Here is a 26,344-nt window from a genome sequence, read left to right on the forward strand (position 1 = left end):
ATGTCTAATTGAGCTTTTTTCTACTAAATGAGCTTTGACTATTTTTTCTCTGAAATCTACTGAATATGCTTTCATTGGCTATCCAACGCCTTAATCTCTGTTCATCAATTGTACTATGATATAGCGCAAAGCGCTGTATACCAGGGATAACTTCTGTAGGTTTATCTGTCCAAACTAACTGATCAATCGCCTGTTTGAGCCTATCTGCATCTTGAATCGGAGAGCCAATATTCCCTCTGGGACTAAACTTGGGTTGTAGCGCCGCCGGATGCAGGAAGAGTTTCGCAATTTTACAGTCTTCTAATACGGTGATTAAACCGCCCGTATGATCATAATGACCATGACTAAGGGCAACCGCATCTAAATTTTGTAGTGAAATTCCCAACTGTTGAGCATTGTGACGCAATGTTAACCCCTGCCCTGTATCAAATAAAACCCGCTGGGAGTCGGTTTCAATGAGATAAGACAGCCCATGTTCTCCTAACAATCCCCGACCATAAGCTGTATTTTCGACTAAAACGGTAAGCTGACAGGCGTTTTTTTGAGTCTGCATCTGGTACTCTATCATTGAATTTAGGACTTTTTCTGCGATCGCGGCAGTTTCACCACAAACTCAGTGCCTTTCCCCAGTTGGGAACGATAGTCGAGAGTGCCGCGATGTTTCTCGACAATTTTATAACTAATCGATAATCCTAATCCCGTTCCCTTGCCCACAGGTTTGGTAGTAAAAAACGGTTCAAACACTCGTGATTTTAGTTCCCCTGGTATACCTAAACCATTATCCCGAACGCGAATCGCCACAGTTTCATCGTCTAATCGTTGAGTCAAAATCTCAATCCTTGACTGCTTCACAAAAGCTGATTCTAAAGCATCAATCGCATTAATTAGCAGATTCATAAACACTTGATTGATTTCTCCAGCATAGCACTCAACTAATGGCAAATCATCATAGTCTTTAACTACCTGGATAGCGGTACGGTTGGGATTAGCTTGTAAGCGGTTTTCAAGAATTAATAGAGTATTATCAATTCCTTCTTCCTTCATGCAAATCAACGGCTTTCATCTCCGCTTCGTCGAGTCGCGAAAAATTCCGTAATGATTGTACAATTTTACGAATGCGCTCGGCTCCGCTTTTGATCGAGTCCAGTAATTTAGGAAAGTCTCGCTGAATAAACTCCCAATCCAGTTGCTGTAATTTTTCTTGAATCATGGGTGTGGAATTGGGATAGGATTGCTGATAAAGCTGTACCAGTTCCAAAACATCGTCAATTTAAGGAAGATATAGCAGTTCGCTCTCGCGTAGTTACAGTACAAATGTTCTAAAGCTCACCTGATCAAGCATCCATTTCTGAATTTGTAAATATACCAGCGCGAAGCGCTATAACTCAGCTTGCTTGGCTTCAGCGATAACTTCTGCTACTGGAGGAATGGCTTCTGGTACATATAATCGAAAAACGCATCGTTCTAATTCTAACAAGTAATAAAGTTTATCTACGGCGGTTTCTACCACTGTATTAAAATCAAGAGAAGCGGCTACAGTAATTAATTGGATTGGCTCCTCGTCTATTTTACCACTGTTTAAAATTCATCTCCCGTTGCTACTGGCGTGGCACAGCTAAAATGGTGGAATTTTTACCATTGAATCGGGCGCACGCCATGCGCCCCTACGGTTTCCGTTCTAAGTCTCACTTACGTTTCACTTCCGTGACGGTGTTGATGGCGGTGTTGATGATCATGTTTATGATCATGACATTCGCTATCTTCTCTGACCAAAGACCCATTAAGATAGGCGTCAACCGCTTTATCTAGATCCGTTTCTTTAGTAATAATCGGTTCAATTCCCTTCTGTTTTAGACGGCTCACCAATTTCTTTCCCATTCCCCCAGAAATCACAACTTGCACATCATCTAACGGATGGGAGTCATTGGGTTTACTATTGTGAAAAGACTGTTCAGGTGACCCTCTATATTTCCCAAGTGGTTTTGGATGAGGTGGCGCGGGGTGATTCAGAGATAGCAAGCAAGCGCCTTGAGATGTTGCGGGACTTCCCTTTGCTTGAAGTTAATGAAGCTGTCCAAAATCTAGCCATGCAATTTCTCGCCAAAAGCAATCTTCCATCTAAAGCGGCTGATGATGCGCTTCATATTGCAGCAGCTACAGTTTACAGTTTGGATTATTTGTTAACTTGGAATTGTAGACATATTGCCAATGATCAAATTCAAAAAAAGTTAGCCCAGATTAGCATTGATATGGGATACGAATTGCCGACTATTTGTACACCTTATGAACTCATGGGAGAGTAAATATGTGGAAGGATGAAGTTTTGGAAGAGATTTATAAAATGCGAGAAGAACACGCTAAGTCCTTTAACTATGATTTAAAAGCAATTTGCGATGATTTGCGGCAGCGGCAGGCGGCTAGTAGCAGGAAATTAATATCAACGCCACTCAAACAACCCAGACTGCAGCCGAGTCAATCGCTGCGCCCGACTGCTTAATATCAAGTTGTAGTTCCTAATGGTGTGACACGCCTAAATTGATGGTAATAATTGGGTTCGTAGTAAGGGCTTGACGCTGATATTCTGTTGGGTTTCCTGCGTCAACCCAACCTACAACTGACTGATCTAAATCCAGGAACGGAACCACATTCGACTCAGAAAATTTTCTGAAGATAAGGGAAGACCTAAATATACAGGTAACCAAAATATAAAAGCTAGCAGAATCAAAAAGATCACAGTAACCCCTAGGGCTTGCAGCCTAGGTTGGTTGCTTCTCAGCCATAGATCCACCATCCAAGCGATCGCCAAAAACGCAAAGATAGAAGCCCCTATGTAGTGGTATAGAAAAGTGCAGCGTGTCACTTTCATCCAAGGAAGGTAATTTGCAGTATAATTCAAAACTAAGTAAAGCCCAATCCAACAATCAATTCCTGTAAAAGAAATTGATTGCTGAACTGCCAAGCTTTTGGAGATCACTACTGTTACCTCCAAGCAAATGCGTTTAGCCAAAATCCCTAGCAAAAATAAAATAGTAGCTGTTGATAGCCACCATAAAACTGGATTTCCCATTCCATTGACAGCATAAATTACTGTCCCAGCATTGCCAGGTAGGGGTGGACCCAAAGAAGGGACTGGTTCAGCTATATCACTTGCGATATAGTAAAAGTACGCTACCGGGCGAATCATCCAAGGCCAGGTGTACCACAAAGAGCAGTAGGGATGAACTTCAGAACCACTACCAACCTGTTGGTGACCAACTAAGATTAACTTCTGCAATGTCCAAAAATTCAACTCTGGGTTGAGCTGTAAGTGGGGAATCCACGCTAAGCGATAAACCAGCGCTGGGATAGCACCCAAATCAAATAGCAAATGAGAAAGCTTAAGCTGTGTCAAGTTTTGCAGGGGTGTGTAAGTGCTTGCTCCATGACGCATAATGGTAGCAGACGGATTGCTAGCTGAAGATGAGTAGGTAGCTATAGAACGAAACGATTGCAGCCAGCGTATTACCCAAGCAGAAATCCAAACGAGATAGATACCCACAAGGAATCCTAAACCACTCCACTTGACAGCAGTTGATGCGCCAAAACATGCACCTGATAGGGTCAGGAAAAATCCACGCCGTCCGGGTTGATTATCCAGTGCTAATAAAAATAACCATTGACCCAAGAGTCCGAAGAACAGTAGATAGATGTTAAGTAAGGCATAGCGAGATTCTACTAGCAACAGCCCATCAGCAGCAGCCAAGAGACCTGCAATTAAAGCATAGCTGCGACGATGACTTAATTGATAGGCAATGCCTGCTATTACTAACGGTATAAGAGAACCGATGAGAGCATTTAGCCAACGGTAACTAAAAGGAGAAAGTATAGAACCCGTTAGACTATTAAGCGAATCGTAGCCAAAGGGATTGAGGCTAGCAATCCAGATGCCAATCGCAATCAAGTATTTCCCTAGCGGCGGATGACTATGCCAAAAAGGAGTATGGGTTAGATAGTTGTTGGCAAATTTAGCAATATAAACTTCATCAAATACTAAGGTGTTAAATTGACTAATTTTCCAAAAACGTAGAGATAGTGATAAGAAGAGTACGCTGGCTATCCCAAGCCAAAACCATGAAACAGACCAAATCGAACGTCCTTGATATAAATTCATTTTAGTTGACAAAGATTAATGTAAGTTCAGCATTCTTTGTAAAGCTAATCAATCACAAATTTTAATGAAGATTCAATAAAAGCTTAATCAAGATTTGATGAAGACTTGATGAAAGGTTTGAGCTGACAGCGTCATAACAGTGGAAATCATGTTAGTAGTAAGGATAGATTTTATTTTTATAGATTTTAAAGAGAGGGAACAATGATGTCTAGCCTCATGAAACAATTATTGATAAGTACCGCCAGTGGTTTGGTTGGCTTGACCGCCTTGGCGATGCCCATGAGGGATGCTCAGGCGATAGTTTTTACGAACCGTAGCGAGTGGGAAGCCAATTTTGTCCCTGGTACGATTATCACGGAAAACTTTGAATCATCCCCAAGTGGTCGGTATATCTTGCCCTCCAATCCTGTAGACCTTGGCTTAATAGATATTGCTGTGAGTCAAAACTCTGATGAGTTAGAGGTTTTTTCAGGAAAGTTTACGCTTTTTGTTACTCAAAATTTTGCTCCTTTTGTAGCACCTCCTAGCGAAATTGATTTTCGCTCTCCAATTTTCGGTTTCGGTTTTGATTTCTCTCAGTCGTTCGCCAGTTTTGCTGTTTCGACAGGTTCTGATTACATGACAATCCCAGGGAATAACGGCTTCTTTGGAATAATTGAAGATGAACCTTTCCAAACGACTACTTTGGCAGTTATCAATGTCCCAGATTCTTTAATTGCAACACCCGAAATTACAATTGATAATCTTAGCTTTTCAGCCAAACTGAAGGATACAGAATCTGTACCTGAACCTGCTACCTGGACGGCTTTAGGTTTACTTTTCGCTGGGTTATTGTGGAGTCGGTTTAAATCAGCTTCAGATGAATGTCGCTAACTCATAGCAAAGGGATGTAGAAACCTGCCCTTCGCTTCGCTCAAAAGTAAACTCTGGCAGGTTTTGTTTGTGTAGCTGTGGTTTCAGCCGCCCAGTTGAGAATGGTGTTTTCGGCTCTCTAACTTCATAACTACCCCACCGCCAACTCGGTAAACTGACGCATATAAGGCGATCTGTATCCTAGCACGATATCCGACTTAGGCACTCCGGCTTCAATTAACTCATTGGCTATCCCTACCTCAGTTCCATCTCGTTGAATCCAAATTTTCCCCTGCTTAATTTCGATGTGAATAACACATCCAAAAACTCGTCTTTCTCCACGCCACCCGACATGAAACATAAGATAGCGATCGCGCTTTAGATCGAAAGCAATTTGAGTCTCTACTTCCCGATCATCAGTATTGTCGTCAGCATGTTTTTCGACGATTGACTGAATAAGTTTTCTATAGTTCTCTATTTCCATGCTATAATCTCCTCTCTAACAGGATTAAATATCAGCAAGTTTAATTCCATTCGGGTTACTGATAGTTGAGCTAAACGCCGAGTAAAAAACTCTTCATAAATATCTTCTGGAACAGCTAGGTAAAGAATTATATTGGGTTCTTTTTCTTCTCATACTACTTTATAGTTCCAGGCTTGCCCCATCGCTTCGTGAAAATCATTAATCAGTGAAAGACCTAAAAAACTTTTAATTTCTACTGCTATTTTCTGTTCGTACCTCTCGGCTCCTAATAAATTATTCTCAGCCTCTAAATCCACATACAGCTTATCTTCATTTACTTTAAGATACAGAGGATCGTGATTAATTGTCCACCCTTCCTTTTCCAGTGCTGAACGGACAATGGGATGAAAGATATCTTTTGCAGACATAGCTTTAGGTAACGATTTTTCTCAGGTTTTATTTATATAACTTGAACTAATCATTCAGGATTAGACATAAAAAGCCATTGAATTCATGCCTCGATTCTATCACTCCTCCAAGGTTTCAGCTACAACCTCCCTCAAAACCATCATCTCACCCCCGCTGCAAGCCATAATCGAAATGGCGAAAGAGTGCCAAGCAGATCTGGGAGTAACCGAAGAGGACATCAAACAGATTTTATCCAGCCTGAACCTTCAGATTGCTCCCTTGAATGAGAAATTTATCTATACTCATGAATTTATCCTCAGTCTATTTAGACATTCAGGTTGCTCCGTTTAACGCGGGATTGTTCTATAATAATTACAATGAATCTATATTCAGTTATTATGACTCCCCATCCCCTTAAAAAACTCTCTCCAAAAACCGATTTTTCCAAAAATGATCAAGAACAAAAATCTAACGGAATACCTTTGGTGTTTATAGACACAAATGTTGTGGCGGCTTACCTGCGTGGTGAATCCTCTAGTTCTCATCTATTTTCTGACGAAATACTTAAGAAAGTCCATCTTGCCATCAACCCAATAGTCCTTCAAGAGCTATTATTTATCGCCGAGACTCGCAAACATCCTGAAATACTTAATGTAGTACAACAACAATTCAGGGTATTACCTATAAATCTTGACAAGGCTGATGAGTATCTTAAATACGCTGTAGATCTTCGCAACAAAATACCTCATTCAAATGATATTTTGATGCTTAGTAGCGCAGTTGAATGCGATTACTTGGTGACTTACGATTTGGCATTAAAAGCATTAAGTTCGCGCTTGAGCTGTAAACCCCAGGTCGTTACACCTGAACAACTCCTCTCTCAACTTGGAAGTAAGGCGTGAAGGTTTATATCGATACGGGTGTTTTTATTGATTACCTCAGTCCACAAGCAATGGCTGGTGAAACCTTACGAGCGGCAAACCGCCGTGGTCGTACACCAGAGGTTTTATCTAAAGACTCTGAAAACGTTCTCAAGTTGATCGCGTCTTCACACACAGGCGCTACCTCAAGCCTGACGTACTACGAAGTCGAAGAAGCTTTGTTCAAGCAGCTTACATCAGTTGCCAAAGGAATGGCTAACGCAAATACACTTCGAGTGCTTGCAGCCCGCTCTATTGTACCGCAAACTGTGACCGCCATCAGATTCTTTGGCATTAGTGTACTTGATTTGACAGCTTCGACAGTTGAAGCACAGTTAAACAACGTGGATTTGCATATTAGGGGTATACGGGCGGCTGACGCACTTCATGTTGCAAGTGCGATTAACTTTAATGCTGAAGTTCTTATCTCTGTAGACGAGGATGTGCTGAAACTCGATGGTGTCATTAACAACAGAAGCGGCATTCCAATTAAGTTCTGTGACACAGATATAGCACTAACAATTCTGTAGAGAGCTAACAATCGCTATAGTAGCATGATAAACCTAATGTGATGGATGACAATTACATCTTCCCAACCGTAGGGGCACACATTTTTGCGCCCCATTCAATAGTTATCCGGTCAGAATCCCAATTTAGCCAAAACCAGTTTAGGTGAAACAACGAGCTTATTAATCCCCAGTTTTCCCGGCTTAATCCATAACGCCAAGCCAATAATTTCCGTGATATAAAGAATGGGCAGCTTATCGGAAACATTGTACGCCTTCTCAATATCCGGCTGTCTCAGTTCTAAATTATTAGCACACAAAGGACAAGCGAACACCATACAATCTGCCCCCAATGATTTTGCCTCATCTAACAGACGCTTCGTCAGTTCAAACGCCACCTTTTCCTGAGGAACCAGAATCGGTCTACCACAACATTTGGTCTTTGACCGAAAATCAACCACTTCCGCCCCACAAATCTCAGATAATTTATCCATCGACATGGGTGTGCTTCTTTCAAGCTAGCTAATTTCTTATAAACACTCCCGGCGGTGTAATCCCGGTTTTCAGGAAACGCACATTGGCGGAAGCCCATCCCACAACAATGTCGGCGTTCGGGGTTTAGTCAAGGTATCAGTTTGTGGCATCAGCTATCGGTAAAACCCGCCCCTACAGTCGGTTCTCTCGCCATGACAGCGAAGACAATGTATATGATGGTATGTAATAATATGACTAATCAGTAAATAACACCGAACCGCACAGCATTACCCCTTATGCCTAATCGCACAGCGACCAAATCCAAGACCAAGAAAGCCACTTCAGTATCCGATTGCGGCATCTCCCAACTCTCTCCTGTAGCGTTGACCTTGATGGCAGATTTTTTCAAGGTACTCTCGGAAGTCAGTCGGCTACAGATTGTCTGCTGCTTGAAAGCAGGTGCAAAGAACGTCACAGAGATTATTGAAGAAACCGGATTGGGACAAGCTAACGTATCGAAGCACCTCAAAATACTCAACCAAGCGGGAATCGTGTCCCGTGAACAGCAAGGGGTTTGTGTCTACTATAAAATAGCCAACCCGTTTCTGTTTGAATTGTGCGATTTGGTCTGTGATACTCTCTCGATGCAAATGGAGCAGCAAAGCCGACAAATACAGCAGCTAGCCGCGCTACGCCAAAGTCGCAGATAAATTGACCGCCGCGATCAGGGATGCAGGGGTATCACTATTTGTAGAGACACGATATGATGTCGTGCCCCTATTCTAGTCTTTAGCATCTGCCTCTAGAAAGATGCTATTGTAGGTGACGTCCTCCTACACCGACCCTACGGGTACGGTTGTAGGCTTCCTTTGTCGCCGTTTCAGAACGACGCTTCCGGCGTTTTATAGTGGGGAATACGCCCAGCCCCACTTCTTGCTTATCGCAAGCGAATTAATATAAGCTTACAACAAGCAAGTTGTCAATAATAAACTGGCGATTCATCCCACGCTCAATCGAAGATTAGAGCGTGGGGAACTTCTCGCCGGATAAGCTAAATGCAGCGATAACTTGTTTGGTGTTACTTGGAATGTAATGGTGCGGTGGCACGAAACCCGAATCAGAAAAGCCGCGATCGCATTAGCGTCCCTCGAATGGTATTGACCGCAACAAGCATCTGGGGATGTTGGATTGGCGTTGTTTTAACTCAGCCTGCGATCGCGCAAATTACTCCTGATGCTACTTTGGGTCTTGACAGGTCAAGATTAGACACCGGAAGTCCCCCGGCAGATATTCTGATTCGAGGCGGCGTCTCCCGTGATTCTCACCTGTTCCACAGCTTTGAGACGTTCAATGTGGGAGATGGACAACGAGTTTATTTCGCCAACCCTAGCGGGATTGAAACCATTTTCACTCGCGTCACTGGTGAAAACCTGACAACTATTCTAGGAACCTTAGGCGTCGATGGATCAGCGAACCTGATTCTGCTGAATCCCAATGGTATCTTTTTTGGCGAGAATGCTCAATTAGATGTGTCCGGTGCATTTCGAGCCACAACAGCAGATAGCGTTATTTTTGAGAATGGACTGGAATTCAGCGCCACAAATCCTCAACCCCCATCTCCTCTACTCACCATTAACGTTCCCATTGGTTTGCAATTTGGAACCAATCCCGGCACGATTGTCAATCAATCCATCGTTGGACTATCTGTGAAATCCGGTCAAACCTTGTCCCTAATTGGTGGAGATGTGGAGTTAGCAGGGAGTAATCTTACCGCACCTGGGGGAAAAATTGAACTGGGTTCTGTTTTTAATGGGGAGTGGAACCTCAATTCTCCCCAATCCTCGTTCCCCAATGCTACAAGTTCGACATTAGGCACGATTCAACTGATAGAACAAGCCACCGTCGATACCAGTGGTGAAGGTGGGGGCGAAATTCTGGTGCAAGGACGACAAGTTTCCGTCCGCGATGGGTCAGAAATTAAGTCCATTACTCAAGGATCTCAACCTGGAGCTAATTTAACGATAAACGCGGCTGAGTTGGTCGAAGTCATCGGCGCTGCACCTACACCCGATGGTGATTTAGTTCTCAGTAGCATTAAGGCAAATACAGTCGGTACTGGATCAGGGGGAGATTTAACCATTAACACAGGACAACTGCGGGTGCAGGGTCGAGGATTAGTCTCCGCCTCAACCTTTGGTAGCGGGACAGGGGGAGATTTGACGATTCGAGCTTCAGAGGCTGTAGAACTGAGTGGTTCGGGATTTGAGGCTTTGCAACTCAGCGTTATCTTAAGGGCGTTAGCCACACCCGAATCATTGACACCCGAACTATCAGAACTATTAAAGGCATTAGGTTTACCCCCCCCACCCTTACAAGTGTCCGATATAGAAGGATTTGTCGGAGGCGGACTTTTAGCGGGTACTCAAGGAAATAGTGCATCAGCCTCAGCCGGCCGTTTAACCATTGACACCCGTCGGTTAGTGATGCGGAATGGCGCGATCGCGTCTACACCAACAGGGGGTGCTGGGAGAGGGGGAGATGTCTTAGTCAACGCTTCTGAGTCCGTTGAAATATCCGGTTCTGCCTTTGTCACCGGGGCGTTTCAAGGAACCACAGGTGATGCAGGGAATCTCAGATTAAATACGCAACACCTAACCCTAAAAAATGGAGGACTCCTGCAAACGATTACCTTGGCTCAAGGGGATGGGGGAAGTTTGCAAGTCAACGCCTCTGAGTCTGTGCAAATGGACAGCACGCCCATTGGCGCCCTAGCTCCCACGGGAATTTTTGCTAACAGTATTTTTGGTACAGGGACAGGCGGCGACATCACCGTGAATACACGCCAGATGACTATGCGCGAAGGGGCGCAAGTAGGAAATCAGACGGGTGCATTAACAGGATTGGGGTTAATTCCGGTGGGGGGTCCAGCTGGAGATGTTGTCATCAATGCAACTGATTTTATTGAAATTGACGGTGTATCCCCAGATTCTCGGTTTATTAGTGGTCCGGGAACCACCAGTTTTAGTGGAGCGCCAGCCGGGGATGTCACCGTTTCTACCCGTAATCTGATCATTCGCAATGGCGGTAATATCTCAACTACGACTCTGAGTGCGGGAGATGGAGGCACATTAACGGTTAATGTCTCCGATAAGCTGGAACTCGTCGGTACAGGAATTTCTACAGGGGGAGGAGTCACTGTCGAAATTCCCAGTAGTTTAGTCTCTTCCTCCGGACGTGCTGACTTTCCCGCCTTGCAAGCCACTGGGGACGCGGGTGTTTTAGAGGTAAATGCAGGTCAACTCATCATCCGAGATGGCGCAGAAGTTGCCGTGAATAGTCTTGGTTCAGGGAATGCGGGGACATTAGAAATTGTTGCTGATTTGATTCAATTGAATAATCAGGGAAGGATTAATGCGGCAACTGATTCGGGTCAAGGGGGTAACTTATCCCTAAAAACTCAAAGCTTGCTGATGACTCAAGAGAGTCAGATTACCACCGATGCTGGAAATACAGATGGGGGTAATATTACCATCATCACCGATACCTTAGTTGCTTACGAAAATAGCGATATTACGGCGAATGCTCAACAAGGTCGAGGGGGACGAGTTAGTGTTACGGCTCAAGGTATTTTTGGCACGGAGTTTCGGGAGAAATTGACACCAGAAAGTGATATTACAGCCACCTCTGAATTGGGTCCTGAGTTTAGTGGTACTGTGAATATTGTGATCCAGGGTATTGACCCCTCTCAAGGATTAGTTGAGTTCCCCGAAAATTTCACAGATACCAGCACACTTATTGCTCTTGGCTGTGCTGCTAATGAAGGGAATTACTTTGCCATAACGGGGCGCGGTGGCTTACCTGCCAACCCAACTCAACCCCTTACCAGTGAGACAGTGTGGTCAGATGTACGCAATTTATCGGTGGCGTCTTCCCCATCGTCTGTCGCTAAAACAGAAAACAATTTCCACTTTTCCCGACCCAATCCTCAACCTCAAATTATTGAAGCACAAGGCTGGATTGTCAATGAAAAAGGTCAAGTTGAATTGGTAGCTAATTTACCGGAAGCTTCTCCCCAACGTCCTCGATATAAACCACAAACTTGTTCTTTTTAATTCTTGGGAGGAACTCAGATCAAGCAAAAAAACTCTGCGCCCCTCTGCGTAAACCTCGGCGTCCCTCTGCGTTAAAAAAACATAATTTCGATGCGAACTTATATGACATGAACTCAAAAACCCTTGAGCGAAGTGTCAATACTGCAAATTAAGTCAGGGCGGGTTTTGTACAAACGTTATGATCAATAGCGAAACGTAATTTCCTCGCGCCCGCCCCTACTTGTCTCAAAACCAGGTTCCTTTGAGCAAAGGATCAACGCTCAACACTCCCTCTAGATACCGTTAACTATCAAAATCAGGTCAAACTATGAAGTGGGCTAGTCAAATTTTTCGGCTAAAGATTCGGTCTAGTTTGAGACAGTATGCTTCCATTGTGATACTGTTTGGGCTAACCCTGTTTCTCGTCACCACGGTATTGCCTGCAATCTCATATCCGGTTGAATCTTTACACCTTAGTGGAGACAAGGTAGAGGGCAGTGGTTCGACAGGCTCACCAACCGGGCAGAGGGCAGAAGGACGTGTGGCTATTGCCCAAACCGATAAAATCTTATACCTTGGGGATATTAGCAACCACTTAAAACGCCAACCCCCAAACGCCAAAATTGCCAATTCCCCAACCCCCTTAGAACAAGGAATTGCCGCCTTTGAAGCGGGACGTTTTGCTGAGGCGGCTCAATTTTGGCAACAAGCCGCCCAAGAGTATGAAGCAAAGCGCGATCGCCTAAATCAAGCCCTAAGTTTAAGTTATCTCTCGTTAGCCTATCAAAATTTGGGACAAGTCCAGGACGCAGAACAAGCGATTAGCCAAAGTCTTGATCTGTTGCAACACCAAGACAATTGGGAATCAGGGGGTTTGGCGATTCTGGGTCAAGCCTTGAATACGCAGGGACGCCTGCAACTCACCAAAGGACAAGCTGAAGCCGCCTTAGAAACCTGGAAACAAGCCAGCGACGCTTACAGCCGTGCAGGTGATGAAACCGGAAAACTGGGAAGTCAAATTAACCAAGCCCAAGCCTTGCAAACTTTGGGACTCTATCGACGGGCGCAAACCCGCCTAGAACAGGCAAATCAACACCTCCAAGCTCAACCTGACTCCCTGCTAAAAGTTCAAGGGTTGCAGAGTTTAGGAATTGCTCTGCAAGAGTTGGGTGATCCCAAAACGTCCCAAACCCTTTTAACCCAAAGTTTAGCGATCGCTCAAAATCTTAACCCAACTCCCGATACCAGTGCGATTCTGTTGAGTTTAGGGAATGTGGCGAGAGATTTACAAGAGGATGACAAGGCTTTAGATTATTACCAGAAAGCAGCTAAAAATGCAAGCAATTCGCTGATCCAAATCAAGGCTCAATTGAACCAACTGAGTCTGTTGATTGATAGTGAACAGAACGAGACGGCGATCGCACTATTACCGCAAATCCACGTTCGCCTCGCTACCCTATCCCCTAGTCGGGCGGCGGTTTATGCTCAGGTAAATTTTGCAGATAGCCTGATGCGGATGGGAAGTGATGTAGAGACGTGCCATGGCACGTCTGGATGTCAATTGGTAGGGGCGGGTTTAACCGATAATGTTACCCCAGAAACCGGAAGCGCTAAAGCGCTGACTACGAACAGTGCGATCGCACAATTGTTAGCCAAAGCGATTCAACAAGCTAGACAGATTCAAGACGCTAAAGCTGAATCCTACGCCATTGGGCAGTTAGGCAAACTTTACGAACAAAAGCAGCAGTTAGCCGAGGCGCAAAAGCTGACACAACAGGCGCTGAGTCTAGTTCAAGGAATTAATGCTGGTGATATTGCCTATTTATGGGAATGGCAACTGGGTCGAATTCTGGAAAAGCAGGGCAATATAAAGGATGCCGTCGCCGCTTATACCGTCGCCGTGGAAACCTTGCGATCGCTCCGCAGTGATTTGATTGCCATTCCCAATTTACAATTTTACTTTCGAGAACGAGTTGAACCCGTCTATCGTCAACTGGTGGGATTACTCCTCAAATCTGATCCGTCTCAAAAAAACCTACAAAAAGCCCGTGAGGTGATTGAATCCCTCCAGCTTGCTGAATTAGATAACTTTTTTCGCAACACCTGTACCCAGGCGCAATCCCAGCAAATCGATCAGGTTGATCCCACAGCAGCAGTCATTTATCCAATTATTCTGCCCGATCGTTTAGCTGTGATTCTATCATTGCCGGGACAACCCCTGCGCCATTATGAAACTCAATTACCGGAAGCAGAAGTCAACAACGCCTTTGTCCAACTCCGCAAATTCCTCAATCCTGTTCTGTCAAACAAACAACGGTTACGCTACTCCCAAGACATTTATGACTGGCTGATCCGACCCATAGAAACCGAGTTAACCGACAATGAGATTAAAACCCTCGTCTTTATCCTGGATGGGGCGTTGCGAAATCTGCCTATGGCAGCCCTTCATGATGGAGAACAGTATCTCATTGAAAAATATAGTGTCGCGGTTAGTCCCGGATTGCAACTGTTAGAACCGCGTGCATTAGACCGAGAACGGCTTCAGGCATTAATTGGTGGACTCAGCGAGGAACGTGGGGGGTTTTCTGCCTTACCGGGAGTTGAGTTGGAACTGAAAAAAATCTCGGATCAAGTACCGTCTGAGATGCTGTTCAATCAGGAGTTTACCACAACCACACTTAAGCAGGAAATTAGTGATGTTCCTTTCCCCGTAGTTCACCTAGCTACTCATGGTCAGTTTAGTTCCGAGGTGGAAGATACGTTTATCTTGACCTGGGAAGGGCAAGTTAATGTCAATGATTTGGATCAACTACTGCAAGTTCGAGAACGAGAGGATAGCCAACCGATTGAATTACTGGTTCTCAGTGCTTGCCAAACCGCAACCGGGGATCAACGAGCCGCCTTGGGATTAGCAGGTGTTGCTGTACGTTCCGGCGCTCGCAGCACTCTGGCAACCCTGTGGTCAGTTCGCGACGAATCAACGGCTCAACTTATGGCTGAGTTTTACCAATACCTGACTCAAGCTGAAAACAGCAAAGCGGAATCTCTGCGTCAGGCACAGCTTTCTATCTTGAAAAATCCTAAATATGAGCATCCATATTACTGGGCACCGTTTGTTTTAGTAGGCAATTGGTTATAAGTAGGATCTGCTACAGGGAGTTTTATAGTGAGGGGAGGAAACAGGGAACAGCCCTTTTACCGCCCTGTTGAAATGATGCTGTGTCCATCAAGATTTATAGCTATTTTTTTACTCTGATAAAAAAATATTTAACCGAAGAAATATTTCTGTAACAAACGTTACTTTTTTTGTTTTGGATTAACAGAGAGGTTCCATGGGTTACATGCCCGCTGCACTACACCCTACACCCTGCCTACTCTTCAAGTAACTTGTCACCCCTTTAGTTCCTAGGGATAAACAACTCTGTCGCCCGATAGATATCTGGCTGGATAATCCCGGTTACGATATGCCTACTATCTTTGTGGAAGTACAATCAGTTGACGACCCGAGCCATTCCGTCTGAATCAGGATTCTCATTAAGGTGCAAGTGCAACTGAAATCTTGCGATCTAGGGAGTAAATCAGTATTATTGCGAGTCATCAACGGGGAAAACCCGAACTTTTCGTTAATTAGCTCGTTTTGAGATAGTTTGTTCAAAATCGTGGCAGATGGCAGCTCAGGTTCATCAAAAATCCCGGATGGGGATTATCGCAGGGCAGACTTAGATGTATTTTTGTGATCAACCTTACATAGAAAGACTTATTACAACATAAATCTTCTCAATTTTTATTCCTATGGGTTGAGTAAAATCTAGGGGTGAAGAGTGGCTATTATAAACAAAATTGTTTAAGATTAATAGTGTCATTAGCCAAGGCATTTACTGTTCAAGAGGATTATGCTCATGACTTGGCAACATTACTACACTTATATTAGCTTCTTTGTCCTCAGTCTGTTGTGGAACATCCTGCCGATTGAGGGGCTACCCGTGCAGGCGCAAGAGGTTATGCCGGGTAGAACGTTAGCCAGTCGCTCGATGGTGACGGTAAGTTTCACACCGCCATCAACGGGTGAGCCACTCTTACCCAACAATAGACAAGGAGGAGGAACTCGTGATGGTGGATGTCCTCAAGACGCCAAGGCACTTGACCCAAGGATTACCCCTGTAATGCCCACGACTCGCCAAGGATTGACTGTGGCGGAGCGCCCAACATTTTTTGTTTACGTCCCTAAAACCACGGCGAAGCAGGCACTTTTTGTGCTTAAGGACGAAAATGAGGATTATTATTACGAAACAACCTTGCCCATACCTAAACAAGCAGGGATTCTCAGCGTAAAGCTCCCCGATGAAGCATCCAAGCTAGAAATGGGTAAAACGTATCATTGGTCGTTTCTGATGATTTGTGGCGCACAAGTTACGCCCGATAGTCCCGGAGTCCAAGGCGTGATTAAACGGATTAAGCCGAATGGAACATTAAATCAGCTAGACGAAGAACCTTTGTTAGAACAGGCTCTCCAGTATGGGGCAAATGGTATTTGGTTTGATACTCTGACAACCCTGGCTCAACTTAGACAATCTAATCCAGAGGATTCCTCATTTCAAGTGGCTTGGGCAGACTTATTGAAATCGGTGGGACTCGATGCGATCGCGACTCAGCCCCTGGTTAATTGATATCAGTTTGTGGGGGAGCTCTTTAATGATTTAAATAATACAGTCCCCAGTTAACCTCGGTGGGTTACGGCGGATAGTTGATTGAATAGCTATCGCTTCCGTTTAAATTCCGCCTAACCCACCCTACGTTTTTTCTGAGATTAACGATTGAGACTGGGGCGAGTCGAGACAGGTTAATTCTTACCCTCCACATTTATGCAGCGACTCGCCCCTACAACCCCTGCTTAACAGACGCTTCTGGCATCGCATCTCTACAGTTGCAGATTCAGCGCATTGAGTTGAGCTTGGGCTTTTTGTAGAGACTCATACCATTCCTTTTGTGGATCACTGTCGGCAACAATCCCAGCACCCACTTGCCCCCAAACCGTTGCTCCAGCTTGAGAATGGCTAGATTTACTATACAGCAACGTGCGAATCAAAATATTTAAGTCCAGGTTTCCTCGCCAATCTAAATAACCGCAAGACCCGTAAAATAAATTGCGCTTGACAGGTTCGAGTTCTTCAATAATTTCCATACAGCGAACTTTAGGACAACCCGTAATGGTTCCTCCCGGAAATACACCTTGAATCAAGTCGATTGGGTCACACTTAGGGCTGAGTGTACCCATAATATTGCTAACTAAGTGCATGACGTGACTGTAGCGTTCAATGGTAAGAAGTTCATTCACTTGTACAGTTCCCCATTCACAAACTCTGCCGATATCATTGCGCTCTAAGTCAACTAACATGATATGTTCGGCTCTTTCCTTCTTATTAGCAATTAACTCTTGGGCTAACTGCTCATCTTGAGTCGAAGTAGCGCCACGTTTTCGCGTTCCAGCAATCGGTCGAGTCTCAACTTTTTTCCCTGATAACTGAATCAATCGTTCGGGTGAACAGCTAATCATTGCCCCCCACGGCGTTTGCCAATAACTGGCAAAGGGGGAAGGATTAATCTGTTGCAACGCTCGATAAATTGACCAGCTATCCAAAGCGGTATGTGCTTCAAACCGTAACGACAAATTCGCCTGGAAGATATCCCCAGCTTGAATATATCGTTTCGCTTGCTGCACCGCCGCCATATAATCGTGCTGAGAGCTGTGGAAAATGGGAGTGATGGGATTACTTTTGTCCGGTTCGGATGTATTCTTTACTCCTATCTTCCTATCCGCTTCCTCTAGCAGATGTTGCAGGGAATCAAGTTGAGCAGCATCCGTCGTCGCTAACCAGAGAATTTGCTGATGATGATCCAGCACCGCAAAGGATTCAGGTTCATACCAGTAGGCGATGGGGAAAGGCATAGGATCATCGTTTAGGTGGGGGAGTTGCTCAATTTCCCAGGCTAAATCATATCCCAGCCATCCTAACCAACCCCCTGTAAAGGGAAGTTCAGCAGGTACAGGTGATTCTGGCTTTTGTACTTGAAGCAGGCGACGCAGGAAAGGTAGAATGTTTCCCACAGGCGGTGTCCATAGTTGAGGTTGATTCTCAACAAAGCGAGGAGAACCTGCACAAATCGAATATCGAGCCAGATGGGTATTATGTGGCGTCACTGGGCTTTCTAAAAGAGTAGCAATGTGATAATTTGCTGTCAAATCGTTTCCCTGAGTCGAATCTCCTCTGGGATGAAGAAACAGCGCCTCGAAGACGTGCGAACCACTACGCTTAGCCAGAGGAAGCTGACGCCAATGCCAAGGTTGTACGGGGTTGAGGGAGGATGGTAGGGGGGCAAATAACTCAGGTGCGATCGCGGTATTCACGTCTATTCGGTAGTAATTTTTTCTTTTGCTGCGCCTTTTGGCTACAATATTTGTATAACATCAACCCTCTATAGACAATAACAATTTAGTCAGTTTTCTGAGCAAGTAATTTTACCTATCCGTCTTCAATAAGCTAAAAGTTCGGACGTAATAGGTTTATCAAAACTTGGTGAATTGAAAAACCTGCATCTATAAAATAGTGGCGATTTTTCAGCCAAAAGGTAATGAATGAATCGATAACATTTTTACAAACAGGGCTACCCGAAGGTCCAATTGTTGCGTTTACTATCCTGCTGTTAGTCAGTTTAACCATTCCGCCGTTGTTCGAGCGCCTGGGATTGCCTGGGTTAGTCGGATTACTGTTAGCAGGAGTCCTCTTGGGTTCCAATGGATTGCAGCTATTGGATGGTGACAGCGAAACCATGAAGCTGCTCTCCGATATTGGCAAAATTTACCTGATGTTTGTAGCGGGGCTAGAAATTGACTTGGTGCAGTTCCGCAAGAAGAAACATCGGTCTTTAGTATTTGGATTGATGACCTTTATCGTACCACTCATCGTCAGTATGATGATTGGACGATTCTTTGGTTTTGGTTGGAATACTTCCCTGTTGATGGGTTCTTTATTTGCCTCCCATACCCTATTAGGATATCCTATCGTCCAACGGTTGGGTTTAGTTGAGAAAGAACCAGTCATTGTTACTATTGGCGCGACAATCTTTACTGATATTAGTGCGCTACTTGTCCTAGCCATCTGTGTTTCGATTAATGCGGGAGAGTTTTCTCTCTATAGTTTATTCCAGCAACTGGTATCATTAGCAATTTACACCGCCATCGTTTTATTTGGCTTTGACTGGGTAGGGAAGGAACATTTTCGGCGGACGGGAGATGATGAAGGTAATCAATTTTTGTTCGTACTCCTAGCTGTATTTCTGGCTTCGGTGGGGGCAGAAATTATTCAAGTTGATCAGATTGTTGGTGCTTTTATGGCAGGTTTAGCCGTAAATGATGTGGTGGGAAACTCACCCGTGAAAGAAAAAGTGGAGTTTGTCGGTAGTGTTTTATTTATCCCCTTTTTCTTTGTAGATATGGGATTACTCCTCGACATTCCCGTGTTTATCGAAAGCCTCACCACCAGTTTTTGGCTAACCCTAGCAATTGTCATGGGATTACTGGGGAGCAAATTCCTCGCCGCCGCGATCGCAAAATTCCTCTATGATTACAGTTTGGACGAGATGATCGTAATGTGGTCCCTGTCTATCCCCCAAGTCGCCGCCACCCTAGCCGCCGCGTTGGTTGGCTTGCAGGTGGGGTTAATCACGGAAACCGTCTTTAACAGCGTCATTGTCTTGATGCTAATCACCTCAATCCTGGGTCCGTTATTAACCGGAAAATTTGCGCCGAAACTTCCTTTACCCAAAGCCAGTCCAAAAAGTAGACAGTCCAAACTTTGGTGGGAAAATCCTCGCTCTAAACCGATAGAGGAACAAGAGTCAGCTCCGTTTACGATAGTCGTACCTGTGAGCAAAAGTCAAACCAAGGGGTATTTAATGGAAATGGCAGCCCTGCTAGCGCGTCACCAATCCGGTCAAATTATACCCCTGTCCATCTCTCCAGCCCATACCTACATGGACGAACCCCAGATGCAGGTTAACCTGCGCCAAAGTCGGCGACTCTTAAACAAGGCACTAACAGTTAGTTCAGAATTTGACGCCGAGGCAAAACCGATACTGCGAATTGAGAATGACATCGCCTCTGGAATTGTTCACACCGCCCGTGAACAAGATGCCAGTTTAATTGTCATGAGTTTGCGCAAAAATACAGGATTGCGGGCACGTTTGTTTGGTACGATTATTAATCGGGTATTTTGGGCATCTCACTGTCCAGTTGCGGTAATGCGACTCTTAGATGAACCTGTCAACCTGCGTAAAATTTTGGTACCCGCGAAGAACTTTTCGCCGCAAACCATACGCACAGTGAGGTTTGCTCAACTCCTAGCGGATACCCATCAAGGGGAGGTGAAATTACTGCACGTTTGTCCGACTAAAACGACACCTTCTGACATAGCGGCGATTGAAGACGAGTATATCAATATGTTGAATATCACAGGAGGGCAGGTAAAATCAGAGGTGCAAGTGATTAAAGCTGACGATGTGGCGCTGGCGATTTTGAAAGTAGCTAAGTTAGCGGATATGGTCATTTTGCGCTCTTTACGTCGCCGTACTATTGCGGGGTTAGCGGTAAGCGATATTACCACACAATTGATTAAGGAACTGACCTGCTCATTAGTGTTGTTTGGAGAACCGTATTGAGTATTCCCAGAAACCGGGTTTGGAGTGAGAACGACAACTCTCATATCGGCATTTCATCCCCAGAAACCCAGTTTCTTGACCAATGCACTAGGTGTAGGGGAGGAAGTCTGTGCATTGGTGTCAACTTAAGGTGAATCCCCACACTGTTATAGATAGGCGATATCATTGCTCATTTTAACAGGATATAGCAATAGACACATCGATTAGGACGTTCGGCACCATTGTAGAGACGCGCCATGGCGCGTCTCTACATAAATGATGTGTCCTAACAGCCATGGCGGTTGCTATAACTACTCAAGATGTGGTTCATTATTGGGTTTGAGTTGAATAAAATATTGAATCATTTGCTGATAGTCTTTGCCGGCTACAGTAGCCACATTATCATGATCCGCATCAGGAACCAGGAAGAGTTCTTTTGAACCTGTTATAGTATCAAATAAAACTTGGCTCATGTAAGCAGGTACAACGGGGTCATTTGTGCCATGAATTAAAAGAATCGGCATTTTAAGAGAAGGAACTTTGCTTTTCGAGTTAAACTTTTGCGTCAGCAGCAAATCAGCCGGAAATATAGCATATATTCTCTGATGATCGACCATATCCCGCATTGAGGTAAATGTACTTTCCACAATTAAACGGCGGATGCTGGGATTTCGTACCGCTAAATCGATCGCGATCGCGCCCCCTAGAGATTGACCATATACGACAATATCCTGGGGCGGAATACCCTGTTGCTGCACCAGATAATCCCACGCCGCTTGAGCATCTTGGTACACTTGGGTTTCAGTGGGAAACTTGCCCTCACTTTGACCATAGCCTCGGTAGTCAAATAACAAGACATCCAAACCTAATTGGTGAAATTCCATTGCCCGTTCGACATTCGCGCCGATATTCTCCCCATTCCCATGTAAATACAGCAGCACCCCGGTTTTGGGCGAGGTGGCGGGAATCCACCACCCATGGAGACGTTCTGACTGATTAGGAGACACAGGTATCCACACCTCCTGATAACTTAAGCCCAAGTCTTCTGGTGTAGTTTTAATGATCTTAGTGGGAACAAAAACTAGCCGATTTTGCCCTAACCAGATAGAGATACAGGCTAACAGATAAACGATGGCGACAATTCCCGCTAGAATTAGGAACCTCTTTCCCAGAAATAAACTATAATTATTCATTCCCGTAATAGTCTCCCTGGGCAAATCAAAGCGTTAAACGACTACAAACTTGATGCTATTTTTGAATCACCGTGTTTTCCAATCAGGGCGGGTTGAGTCAAGTTATCGGTTTTCTCAATAATGTTATCGGTCAAACCCGCCCCTACAAATTATATCTCCTTGCACCTGTAGCCCCTGTCCCCAGCCCCCCGGCACCTCTGCTCTATTTAAGCGGTGGTTGCTTGAGATGCCAATCCGTAGACTGTTCGTAAGCGTAAGCGACTTGAAATACCTGTTCTTCGCCCAATACTTTTCCAATTAGTTGCATCCCAATGGGTAATCCTTGGTCATCAAATCCACAAGGAATACTCATTCCTGGTAATCCTGACAAGTTGACGGGAATTGTCATTAAGTCCGATAAGTACATGGTTAACGGATCTGAAATTTTTTCTCCGGCTTTAAATGCAGGAGTTGGGGCGGTGGGACAAACTAAAACATCCACCTTTTCAAAGGCTTGCTCGAAGTCTTGCTTAATTAGGGTACGAACTTTTTGCGCTTTGAGGTAATAGGCGTCATAATAGCCAGCAGATAGAGCATAGGTTCCCAACATAATCCGGCGCTTGACTTCCGCCCCGAACCCGGCGGCACGAGTTTTCTTGTACATTTCCAAAAGATTTTCGGCTTCCGGCGTGCGAAACCCATATTTGACGCCATCGTAGCGAGCTAGGTTGGCTGAGGCTTCACTGGGAGCAATAATATAGTAGGCGGGCAACCCATAGCGAAATCGGGGACAAGAAATTTCTTGTACTTCAGCACCTAGGCTTTTGAGTTGATCAATGGCTTTTTGAACGGTTTTGGCAATGACGGGATCTAAGCCTTCACCAAAGGTTTCTTTAATAATGCCAATTTTAAGACCTTTGGATTTTAAATCAGGTTGCAGGGACTTGGTGTAGTCGGGAATCTCCAGCTTGAGACTGGTTGAGTCATTCGGATCATAGCCTGCGATCGCGTTAAGTAAAATCGCCGCATCTTCTACGCTTCGTCCAAACGGACCAATTTGATCCAATGACGACGCATAAGCGACTAACCCATAACGAGACACTAATCCATAAGTGGGTTTCATCCCAACAATCCCGCAGAATGATGCAGGGAGACGAATCGATCCCCCTGTATCCGAACCCAACGCTACTACACATTCGCTAGCCGCAACAGCCGCCGCCGAACCCCCAGAGGAACCCCCAGGAACGCGGGATAAGTCCCAGGGATTCGCCGTCTGTTGATAAGCAGAGGTTTCGCAGGAACTCCCCATGGCAAATTCATCCAAATTAGTTTTGCCCACCATGACAGCCCCCGCATCCTTAAGTTTTTGAGTCACGGTAGACTCATAAGGTGGGACGAAGTTTTCCAGGATACGAGAGGCGCAGGTGGTGGGAATACCCTGAGTACACATATTATCTTTGATGCCAATCGGAATCCCCGCTAACATGCTAATGTCTTCCCCCGCTGCGATTTTGGCATCCACTTGACGCGCCTGTTCAAGGGCATAGTCGGCTGTAATATGCAAAAAGCTATGGACTTTGGGTTCTAGCGCCTGAATGCGATCGAGGGCGTCTTGCGTGATTTCAACACTGGTGCGTTCTTTGTCGATAAGTTGTTGGTGCAGCTCACGAATGGATGCCATGCTTGTACCTATTTATACTGATTTACCATGTTTGCCTTTCGTATTTTGGCAAAAATTCACAGAAAAAGGGGTTGAGTCACCAAACCCCTACTTATTTTTTTGCGCCTGATAGGTCAAAAATTGTTGCAAAACTCCTACCGTTTCAAAATGGTAAGCGGGCAATAGGGGGCTGATATTAATATCGGTGCGGTAAATGCTGAAAATTACCCAGTTTTGTTGTTCAGTCTGCTGGTCAATAATTTGCTGAATTTGTGGGCGTCCCGTATCCACTAGGGATTGGCATTGACCTTTGAGGAATTCTGGATCAGGATTGAGAAACTCTAATTGCTTGGGGGTTTGAGTGCAGACTTCATCTTTGAGGTAGGTGCTGAGTTTTTCGACGGCGTACTCCTCATAGGATTCCTTACCCGGATTCGTCCACGCCAGTCCCACTCCTAGCACAACTAGCGCTGTTCCACTCAAGGCTGTAATAATTTTTAACGATTTCATGTCACTCCGTTAAGCCTCCATGGGTTATGACTTTCGCCTCTAACGTATGAGTTCCGGTAAATTGCCAAGAAACACTGGTGCAACTCACCGACTTGATGCTATACTAATAAACCGTATGGCGAGCGTAGCCAAGAGGTTAAGGCAGTGGATTGTGGTTCCACCATTCGTGGGTTCGAGTCCCATCGTTCGCCCTTGATGTCGTAAACACATAGAATATCCTATCTGGGTCAATAGCCCTCAAGCTGCCAGTCTAGGTCTACACTAATCAAGCTTGCTGACGCTACATCATTTAAGTAGAGACGTTGTATGCAACGTCTCTACTAGGATTCCTGAGAAGATATCATTAGATTTATGTATTAGATTTATGTATAGGATGAAGTCGGAATTGAGCAAGGGTAAGTGAGTGGCAAAGATAGACGGCTTTAGGGTAAAAAACTACAGAGCGCTTCATGATATTACCTTGGGAAAGCTCTGGAACACTCAGAAGACCAAGCCATTAACATCCATGACAGCCGTCATTGGTAAGAATGGCGTGGGAAAAAGTACGCTATTTGACACCTTTGGTTTTCTGGCAGACTGCTTAAAAGGAGGAGTTGAGGAAGCCTGTGATTCTCGTGGTCGTGGCGGGTTTGAGAGAATTCGTTCACAAGGACAAGATGGTAGTGTTGAGTTTCAACTTTACTATAAACAGGATGGTAACGCCCGACCCATTACCTATGAGTTGGCAATTGATCTTGACTCGTCGGGAAGACCCTATGTAAAAAAGGAAAGACTTAGACAACGTAGAAGAGAACAAGATAGGGGATGGCCCTTTTCTTTTTTGATGTTAAATGAAGGGAGAGGCATCGTCTGGAAAGGCGAACAAGAAGGAAAGAAAGTTGAGGAAGATAAAGCAGAATTTGATTTATTTAGCTTGATCGAAAGAATTCAAAGTGGTGATGCAGTAGAAGAAAGCAAAGAAACTGAGGTCGTCGAACTTGATGACAAGCGAAAACTTGGAATCGCCACGTTAGGAGCGCTTAAGCAACACCCAAGAATTTCCGCTTTTCGGCGATTTATTGAAGGATGGTATCTCAGCTACTTCACACCAGATGCAGCCAGAAGTCTACCTCTAGCCGGTCCCCAAAAGCATCTGAATATTCATGGAGATAATCTGGGCAATGTTGTTCAGTTTATGGAGAGAGAACATCCCAGAAAATTTCAAACTATTCTGGAAAAAATTTCTGGAAAAATCCCAGGAATAAATAGTATTAGTACCGAGAAAAGCCCAGACGGTAGGCTTCTGCTTCGTTTCAATGATAGGGGGTTTCAAGAGCCATTTTACGCTCAACAGATGTCAGATGGCACCTTGAAAATTTTTGCTTATCTTCTCCTTTTAGAAGATCCATCACCTCCACCATTTTTATGCATCGAAGAGCCAGAAAATGGACTATACCATAAACTCTTGGAAACTCTGGCGCGAGAATTTAGAGAACACGCGACCAGGACAAGGCGCAGGGGCGGTTCGCAAGTTTTTATCACAACCCATCAACCCTATTTTGTCGATGCCCTTACACCGGAAGAGGTTTGGGTTCTTGAGAAGGGTAAGGACGGTTTTGCGATGATTAGACGAGCGAGTGAAGATCCTCTCATCGAAAATCTGGTTTCTGAAGGTTTGCCTCTGGGTGGACTTTGGTACAGTGACTACTTGGATAACAGGGATAACGGATAAATCCATGCATTTCGAGATTCTGGTTGAGGATAGTTCTGGCAAAACTGCCCTGGAAATTATTGTTCCAAAAATCATTGGCGATAAACACACGTTTAATGTCCACTCCTACAAAGGAATAGGACGCATACCTCAAGGACTTAAATCTAAATCTGATCCCAAAAAGCGAATTTTGCTTGACCAACTCCCACGGCTTATTCAAGGCTATGGGAAGACATTTGCTGGTTATCCTGCTGGTTATCCTGCTGTTGTGCTGATCATTTGTGACCTTGACAATCGATGTTTGAAGACGTTTCGGAAAGAATTACTTGATGTAGTGGATAACTGTAGTCCTAGTCCAGAAACGCACTTCTGTATCGCCATTGAAGAAGGAGAAGCGTGGTACTTGGGTGATGTGAAGGCTGTGAAAGCAGCTTATCCAAATGCAAAAGATGCGCTCCTAAAGTCGTACAATAGTGATAGTATCTGTGGTACGTGGGAAACGTTAGCTGACGCCTTATATGTCGGTGGTTGTCAAAAATTGTCTGGACTGGGATGGCAGGCGATTGGCGAAGAAAAAAATAATTGGGCTAAACGAATATCTCCTTGTATGGATGTGGACAAGAATCAGTCACCCAGCTTCTGCTATTTCCGAAACAAGCTTCGAGGTTTAAGTTGAAGTTACGCTGAATCAGGGCACGATAGTATCGTGCCCCTACCCAATCAATTATCCCTGACCTGATCTGTGGTAGGGAAC

The 26,344-nt window shown here is 44.7% G+C and carries 23 protein-coding genes, 1 tRNA gene and 3 pseudogenes; 14 read left to right on the forward strand and 13 right to left on the reverse strand.

Features of this window, described 5'->3' with window-relative positions:
- Window positions 1-4 precede the first annotated feature (4 nt).
- From RIG27_RS33800 to RIG27_RS33820, 5 genes are all read right to left on the reverse strand, one after another.
- The gene (locus RIG27_RS33800; RefSeq protein WP_446351403.1) at window positions 5-553 is read right to left on the reverse strand and encodes an MBL fold metallo-hydrolase; all 549 of its coding nucleotides are present in this window, start codon (window positions 551-553) and stop codon (window positions 5-7) included.
- 20 nt (window positions 554-573) lie between these two features.
- Window positions 574-1,044 carry a sensor histidine kinase gene (locus RIG27_RS33805; RefSeq protein WP_446351404.1) on the reverse strand — a complete coding sequence of 157 codons (471 nt, stop codon included), beginning with the start codon at window positions 1,042-1,044 and terminating at the stop codon, window positions 574-576.
- Window positions 1,025-1,258, reverse strand: coding sequence for a hypothetical protein (locus tag RIG27_RS33810; RefSeq protein ID WP_446351405.1), 234 nt, complete (start codon window positions 1,256-1,258; stop codon window positions 1,025-1,027). The genes RIG27_RS33805 and RIG27_RS33810 overlap by 20 nt, the downstream gene beginning before the upstream one ends.
- 120 nt (window positions 1,259-1,378) lie before the next feature.
- Entirely contained in the window at window positions 1,379-1,510 is a 132-nt protein-coding gene (locus RIG27_RS33815; protein WP_446351406.1) for a hypothetical protein, read from the reverse strand.
- Between the two features lie 179 nt (window positions 1,511-1,689).
- Window positions 1,690-2,019, reverse strand: a complete 330-nt coding sequence (locus tag RIG27_RS33820) for a NifB/NifX family molybdenum-iron cluster-binding protein (RefSeq protein WP_446351407.1) — start codon at window positions 2,017-2,019, stop codon at window positions 1,690-1,692.
- On the opposite strand from RIG27_RS33820, the pseudogene RIG27_RS33825 reads away from it, so the two are divergent.
- Both RIG27_RS33825 and RIG27_RS33830 read left to right on the forward strand, forming a co-directional pair.
- Window positions 1,962-2,303 (forward strand): annotated as a pseudogene (locus RIG27_RS33825) (type II toxin-antitoxin system VapC family toxin); the annotation flags it as partial. The gene RIG27_RS33820 and the pseudogene RIG27_RS33825 overlap by 58 nt on opposite strands.
- A 2-nt stretch (window positions 2,304-2,305) precedes the next feature.
- A complete protein-coding gene (locus tag RIG27_RS33830; RefSeq protein WP_446351408.1) occupies window positions 2,306-2,497 on the forward strand; it encodes a hypothetical protein in 192 nt (63 codons plus the stop codon).
- A 126-nt stretch (window positions 2,498-2,623) separates the two neighbouring features.
- Here the strand turns inward: RIG27_RS33830 and RIG27_RS33835 are convergent, their stop codons facing one another.
- Window positions 2,624-4,150 carry a dolichyl-phosphate-mannose--protein mannosyltransferase gene (locus RIG27_RS33835; RefSeq protein WP_446351409.1) on the reverse strand — a complete coding sequence of 509 codons (1,527 nt, stop codon included), beginning with the start codon at window positions 4,148-4,150 and terminating at the stop codon, window positions 2,624-2,626.
- Between the two features lie 201 nt (window positions 4,151-4,351).
- Here RIG27_RS33835 and RIG27_RS33840 point away from each other — a divergent pair, with 201 nt between their 5' ends.
- The gene (locus RIG27_RS33840) at window positions 4,352-5,023 is read left to right on the forward strand and encodes a hypothetical protein (RefSeq protein ID WP_446351410.1); all 672 of its coding nucleotides are present in this window, start codon (window positions 4,352-4,354) and stop codon (window positions 5,021-5,023) included.
- Window positions 5,024-5,153: 130 nt separating this feature from the next.
- Here the strand turns inward: RIG27_RS33840 and RIG27_RS33845 are convergent, their stop codons facing one another.
- Entirely contained in the window at window positions 5,154-5,486 is a 333-nt protein-coding gene (locus RIG27_RS33845) for an element excision factor XisI family protein (protein WP_446351411.1), read from the reverse strand.
- Window positions 5,477-5,893: pseudogene (locus RIG27_RS33850) on the reverse strand (XisH family protein). The gene RIG27_RS33845 and the pseudogene RIG27_RS33850 overlap by 10 nt, the downstream one beginning before the upstream one ends.
- Window positions 5,894-5,978: 85 nt before the next feature.
- On the opposite strand from RIG27_RS33850, the gene RIG27_RS33855 reads away from it, so the two are divergent.
- From RIG27_RS33855 to RIG27_RS33865, 3 genes are read left to right on the forward strand one after another with little or no spacing between them, the layout of a single operon-like run.
- Window positions 5,979-6,224 carry a hypothetical protein gene (locus RIG27_RS33855; protein WP_446351412.1) on the forward strand — a complete coding sequence of 82 codons (246 nt, stop codon included), beginning with the start codon at window positions 5,979-5,981 and terminating at the stop codon, window positions 6,222-6,224.
- A gap of 26 nt (window positions 6,225-6,250) precedes the next feature.
- Complete coding sequence (locus RIG27_RS33860; protein WP_446351413.1) at window positions 6,251-6,775, forward strand: type II toxin-antitoxin system VapC family toxin; 525 nt, start codon at window positions 6,251-6,253, stop codon at window positions 6,773-6,775.
- The gene (locus RIG27_RS33865; protein ID WP_446351414.1) at window positions 6,772-7,323 is read left to right on the forward strand and encodes a type II toxin-antitoxin system VapC family toxin; all 552 of its coding nucleotides are present in this window, start codon (window positions 6,772-6,774) and stop codon (window positions 7,321-7,323) included. Before RIG27_RS33860 ends, RIG27_RS33865 begins: the two co-directional genes overlap by 4 nt.
- A gap of 110 nt (window positions 7,324-7,433) precedes the next feature.
- Here RIG27_RS33865 and RIG27_RS33870 read toward each other — a convergent pair.
- Window positions 7,434-7,802: pseudogene (locus RIG27_RS33870) on the reverse strand (heterodisulfide reductase-related iron-sulfur binding cluster); the annotation flags it as partial.
- A 267-nt stretch (window positions 7,803-8,069) separates the two neighbouring features.
- On the opposite strand from RIG27_RS33870, the gene RIG27_RS33875 reads away from it, so the two are divergent.
- From RIG27_RS33875 to RIG27_RS33890, 4 genes are all read left to right on the forward strand, one after another.
- Window positions 8,070-8,483 (forward strand): ArsR/SmtB family transcription factor, encoded by a 414-nt coding sequence (locus RIG27_RS33875; protein ID WP_446344742.1) that lies wholly within the window; start codon window positions 8,070-8,072, stop codon window positions 8,481-8,483.
- 390 nt (window positions 8,484-8,873) lie between these two features.
- Window positions 8,874-11,885, forward strand: a complete 3,012-nt coding sequence (locus tag RIG27_RS33880) for a two-partner secretion domain-containing protein (protein WP_446351415.1) — start codon at window positions 8,874-8,876, stop codon at window positions 11,883-11,885.
- Window positions 11,886-12,192: 307 nt separating this feature from the next.
- On the forward strand, window positions 12,193-15,003 hold the full coding sequence (locus tag RIG27_RS33885; protein WP_446351416.1) for a CHAT domain-containing protein: 2,811 nt from the start codon (window positions 12,193-12,195) through the stop codon (window positions 15,001-15,003).
- Window positions 15,004-15,763: 760 nt separating this feature from the next.
- Window positions 15,764-16,531, forward strand: coding sequence for a DUF928 domain-containing protein (locus tag RIG27_RS33890; RefSeq protein WP_446351417.1), 768 nt, complete (start codon window positions 15,764-15,766; stop codon window positions 16,529-16,531).
- A 251-nt stretch (window positions 16,532-16,782) separates the two neighbouring features.
- On the opposite strand, the gene RIG27_RS33895 is transcribed toward RIG27_RS33890, so the two are convergent.
- The gene (locus tag RIG27_RS33895; protein WP_446351418.1) at window positions 16,783-18,270 is read right to left on the reverse strand and encodes an anthranilate synthase component I; all 1,488 of its coding nucleotides are present in this window, start codon (window positions 18,268-18,270) and stop codon (window positions 16,783-16,785) included.
- A gap of 224 nt (window positions 18,271-18,494) precedes the next feature.
- On the opposite strand from RIG27_RS33895, the gene RIG27_RS33900 reads away from it, so the two are divergent.
- A complete protein-coding gene (locus tag RIG27_RS33900; RefSeq protein ID WP_446351419.1) occupies window positions 18,495-20,579 on the forward strand; it encodes a cation:proton antiporter domain-containing protein in 2,085 nt (694 codons plus the stop codon).
- A gap of 290 nt (window positions 20,580-20,869) precedes the next feature.
- On the opposite strand, the gene RIG27_RS33905 is transcribed toward RIG27_RS33900, so the two are convergent.
- The 3 genes from RIG27_RS33905 to RIG27_RS33915 form a co-directional block, all read right to left on the reverse strand.
- A complete protein-coding gene (locus tag RIG27_RS33905; protein WP_446351420.1) occupies window positions 20,870-21,751 on the reverse strand; it encodes an alpha/beta hydrolase in 882 nt (293 codons plus the stop codon).
- 202 nt (window positions 21,752-21,953) lie between these two features.
- A complete protein-coding gene (gene gatA / locus RIG27_RS33910) occupies window positions 21,954-23,411 on the reverse strand; it encodes an Asp-tRNA(Asn)/Glu-tRNA(Gln) amidotransferase subunit GatA (protein ID WP_446344754.1) in 1,458 nt (485 codons plus the stop codon).
- Between the two features lie 87 nt (window positions 23,412-23,498).
- Complete coding sequence (locus RIG27_RS33915; RefSeq protein ID WP_446344756.1) at window positions 23,499-23,900, reverse strand: DUF4359 domain-containing protein; 402 nt, start codon at window positions 23,898-23,900, stop codon at window positions 23,499-23,501.
- Between the two features lie 118 nt (window positions 23,901-24,018).
- Between RIG27_RS33915 and RIG27_RS33920 the strand changes: the two genes are divergently transcribed.
- The 3 genes from RIG27_RS33920 to RIG27_RS33930 all read left to right on the forward strand — a co-directional run bounded on the left by RIG27_RS33920 (window position 24,019) and on the right by RIG27_RS33930 (window position 26,266).
- A tRNA-His gene (locus tag RIG27_RS33920) sits at window positions 24,019-24,091 on the forward strand.
- A 212-nt stretch (window positions 24,092-24,303) separates the two neighbouring features.
- Window positions 24,304-25,611, forward strand: coding sequence for an AAA family ATPase (locus RIG27_RS33925; protein WP_446351421.1), 1,308 nt, complete (start codon window positions 24,304-24,306; stop codon window positions 25,609-25,611).
- A gap of 4 nt (window positions 25,612-25,615) precedes the next feature.
- The gene (locus RIG27_RS33930; protein WP_446351438.1) at window positions 25,616-26,266 is read left to right on the forward strand and encodes a hypothetical protein; all 651 of its coding nucleotides are present in this window, start codon (window positions 25,616-25,618) and stop codon (window positions 26,264-26,266) included.
- Window positions 26,267-26,344: the final 78 nt, after the last annotated feature.

The sequence above is a fragment of the Coleofasciculus sp. F4-SAH-05 genome (genome assembly GCF_040222985.1).
Lineage (GTDB): Bacteria > Cyanobacteriota > Cyanobacteriia > Cyanobacteriales > Coleofasciculaceae > Coleofasciculus > Coleofasciculus chthonoplastes.

What these genes read in the sequence shown, in the direction of transcription:
- RIG27_RS33800 (WP_446351403.1), bottom strand. Translation starts at nt 553, where the DNA reads ATGCAGACTCAAAAAAACGCCTGTCAGCTTACCGTTTTAGTCGAAAAT.
- RIG27_RS33805 (WP_446351404.1), bottom strand. Translation starts at nt 1,044, where the DNA reads ATGAAGGAAGAAGGAATTGATAATACTCTATTAATTCTTGAAAACCGC.
- RIG27_RS33830 (WP_446351408.1), top strand. Translation starts at nt 2,306, where the DNA reads ATGTGGAAGGATGAAGTTTTGGAAGAGATTTATAAAATGCGAGAAGAA.
- RIG27_RS33835 (WP_446351409.1), bottom strand. Translation starts at nt 4,150, where the DNA reads ATGAATTTATATCAAGGACGTTCGATTTGGTCTGTTTCATGGTTTTGG.
- RIG27_RS33840 (WP_446351410.1), top strand. Translation starts at nt 4,352, where the DNA reads ATGATGTCTAGCCTCATGAAACAATTATTGATAAGTACCGCCAGTGGT.
- RIG27_RS33845 (WP_446351411.1), bottom strand. Translation starts at nt 5,486, where the DNA reads ATGGAAATAGAGAACTATAGAAAACTTATTCAGTCAATCGTCGAAAAA.
- RIG27_RS33855 (WP_446351412.1), top strand. Translation starts at nt 5,979, where the DNA reads ATGCCTCGATTCTATCACTCCTCCAAGGTTTCAGCTACAACCTCCCTC.
- RIG27_RS33860 (WP_446351413.1), top strand. Translation starts at nt 6,251, where the DNA reads ATGAATCTATATTCAGTTATTATGACTCCCCATCCCCTTAAAAAACTC.
- RIG27_RS33875 (WP_446344742.1), top strand. Translation starts at nt 8,070, where the DNA reads ATGCCTAATCGCACAGCGACCAAATCCAAGACCAAGAAAGCCACTTCA.
- RIG27_RS33885 (WP_446351416.1), top strand. Translation starts at nt 12,193, where the DNA reads ATGAAGTGGGCTAGTCAAATTTTTCGGCTAAAGATTCGGTCTAGTTTG.
- RIG27_RS33890 (WP_446351417.1), top strand. Translation starts at nt 15,764, where the DNA reads ATGACTTGGCAACATTACTACACTTATATTAGCTTCTTTGTCCTCAGT.
- RIG27_RS33900 (WP_446351419.1), top strand. Translation starts at nt 18,495, where the DNA reads ATGAATGAATCGATAACATTTTTACAAACAGGGCTACCCGAAGGTCCA.
- RIG27_RS33905 (WP_446351420.1), bottom strand. Translation starts at nt 21,751, where the DNA reads ATGAATAATTATAGTTTATTTCTGGGAAAGAGGTTCCTAATTCTAGCG.
- gatA (WP_446344754.1), bottom strand. Translation starts at nt 23,411, where the DNA reads ATGGCATCCATTCGTGAGCTGCACCAACAACTTATCGACAAAGAACGC.
- RIG27_RS33915 (WP_446344756.1), bottom strand. Translation starts at nt 23,900, where the DNA reads ATGAAATCGTTAAAAATTATTACAGCCTTGAGTGGAACAGCGCTAGTT.
- RIG27_RS33930 (WP_446351438.1), top strand. Translation starts at nt 25,616, where the DNA reads ATGCATTTCGAGATTCTGGTTGAGGATAGTTCTGGCAAAACTGCCCTG.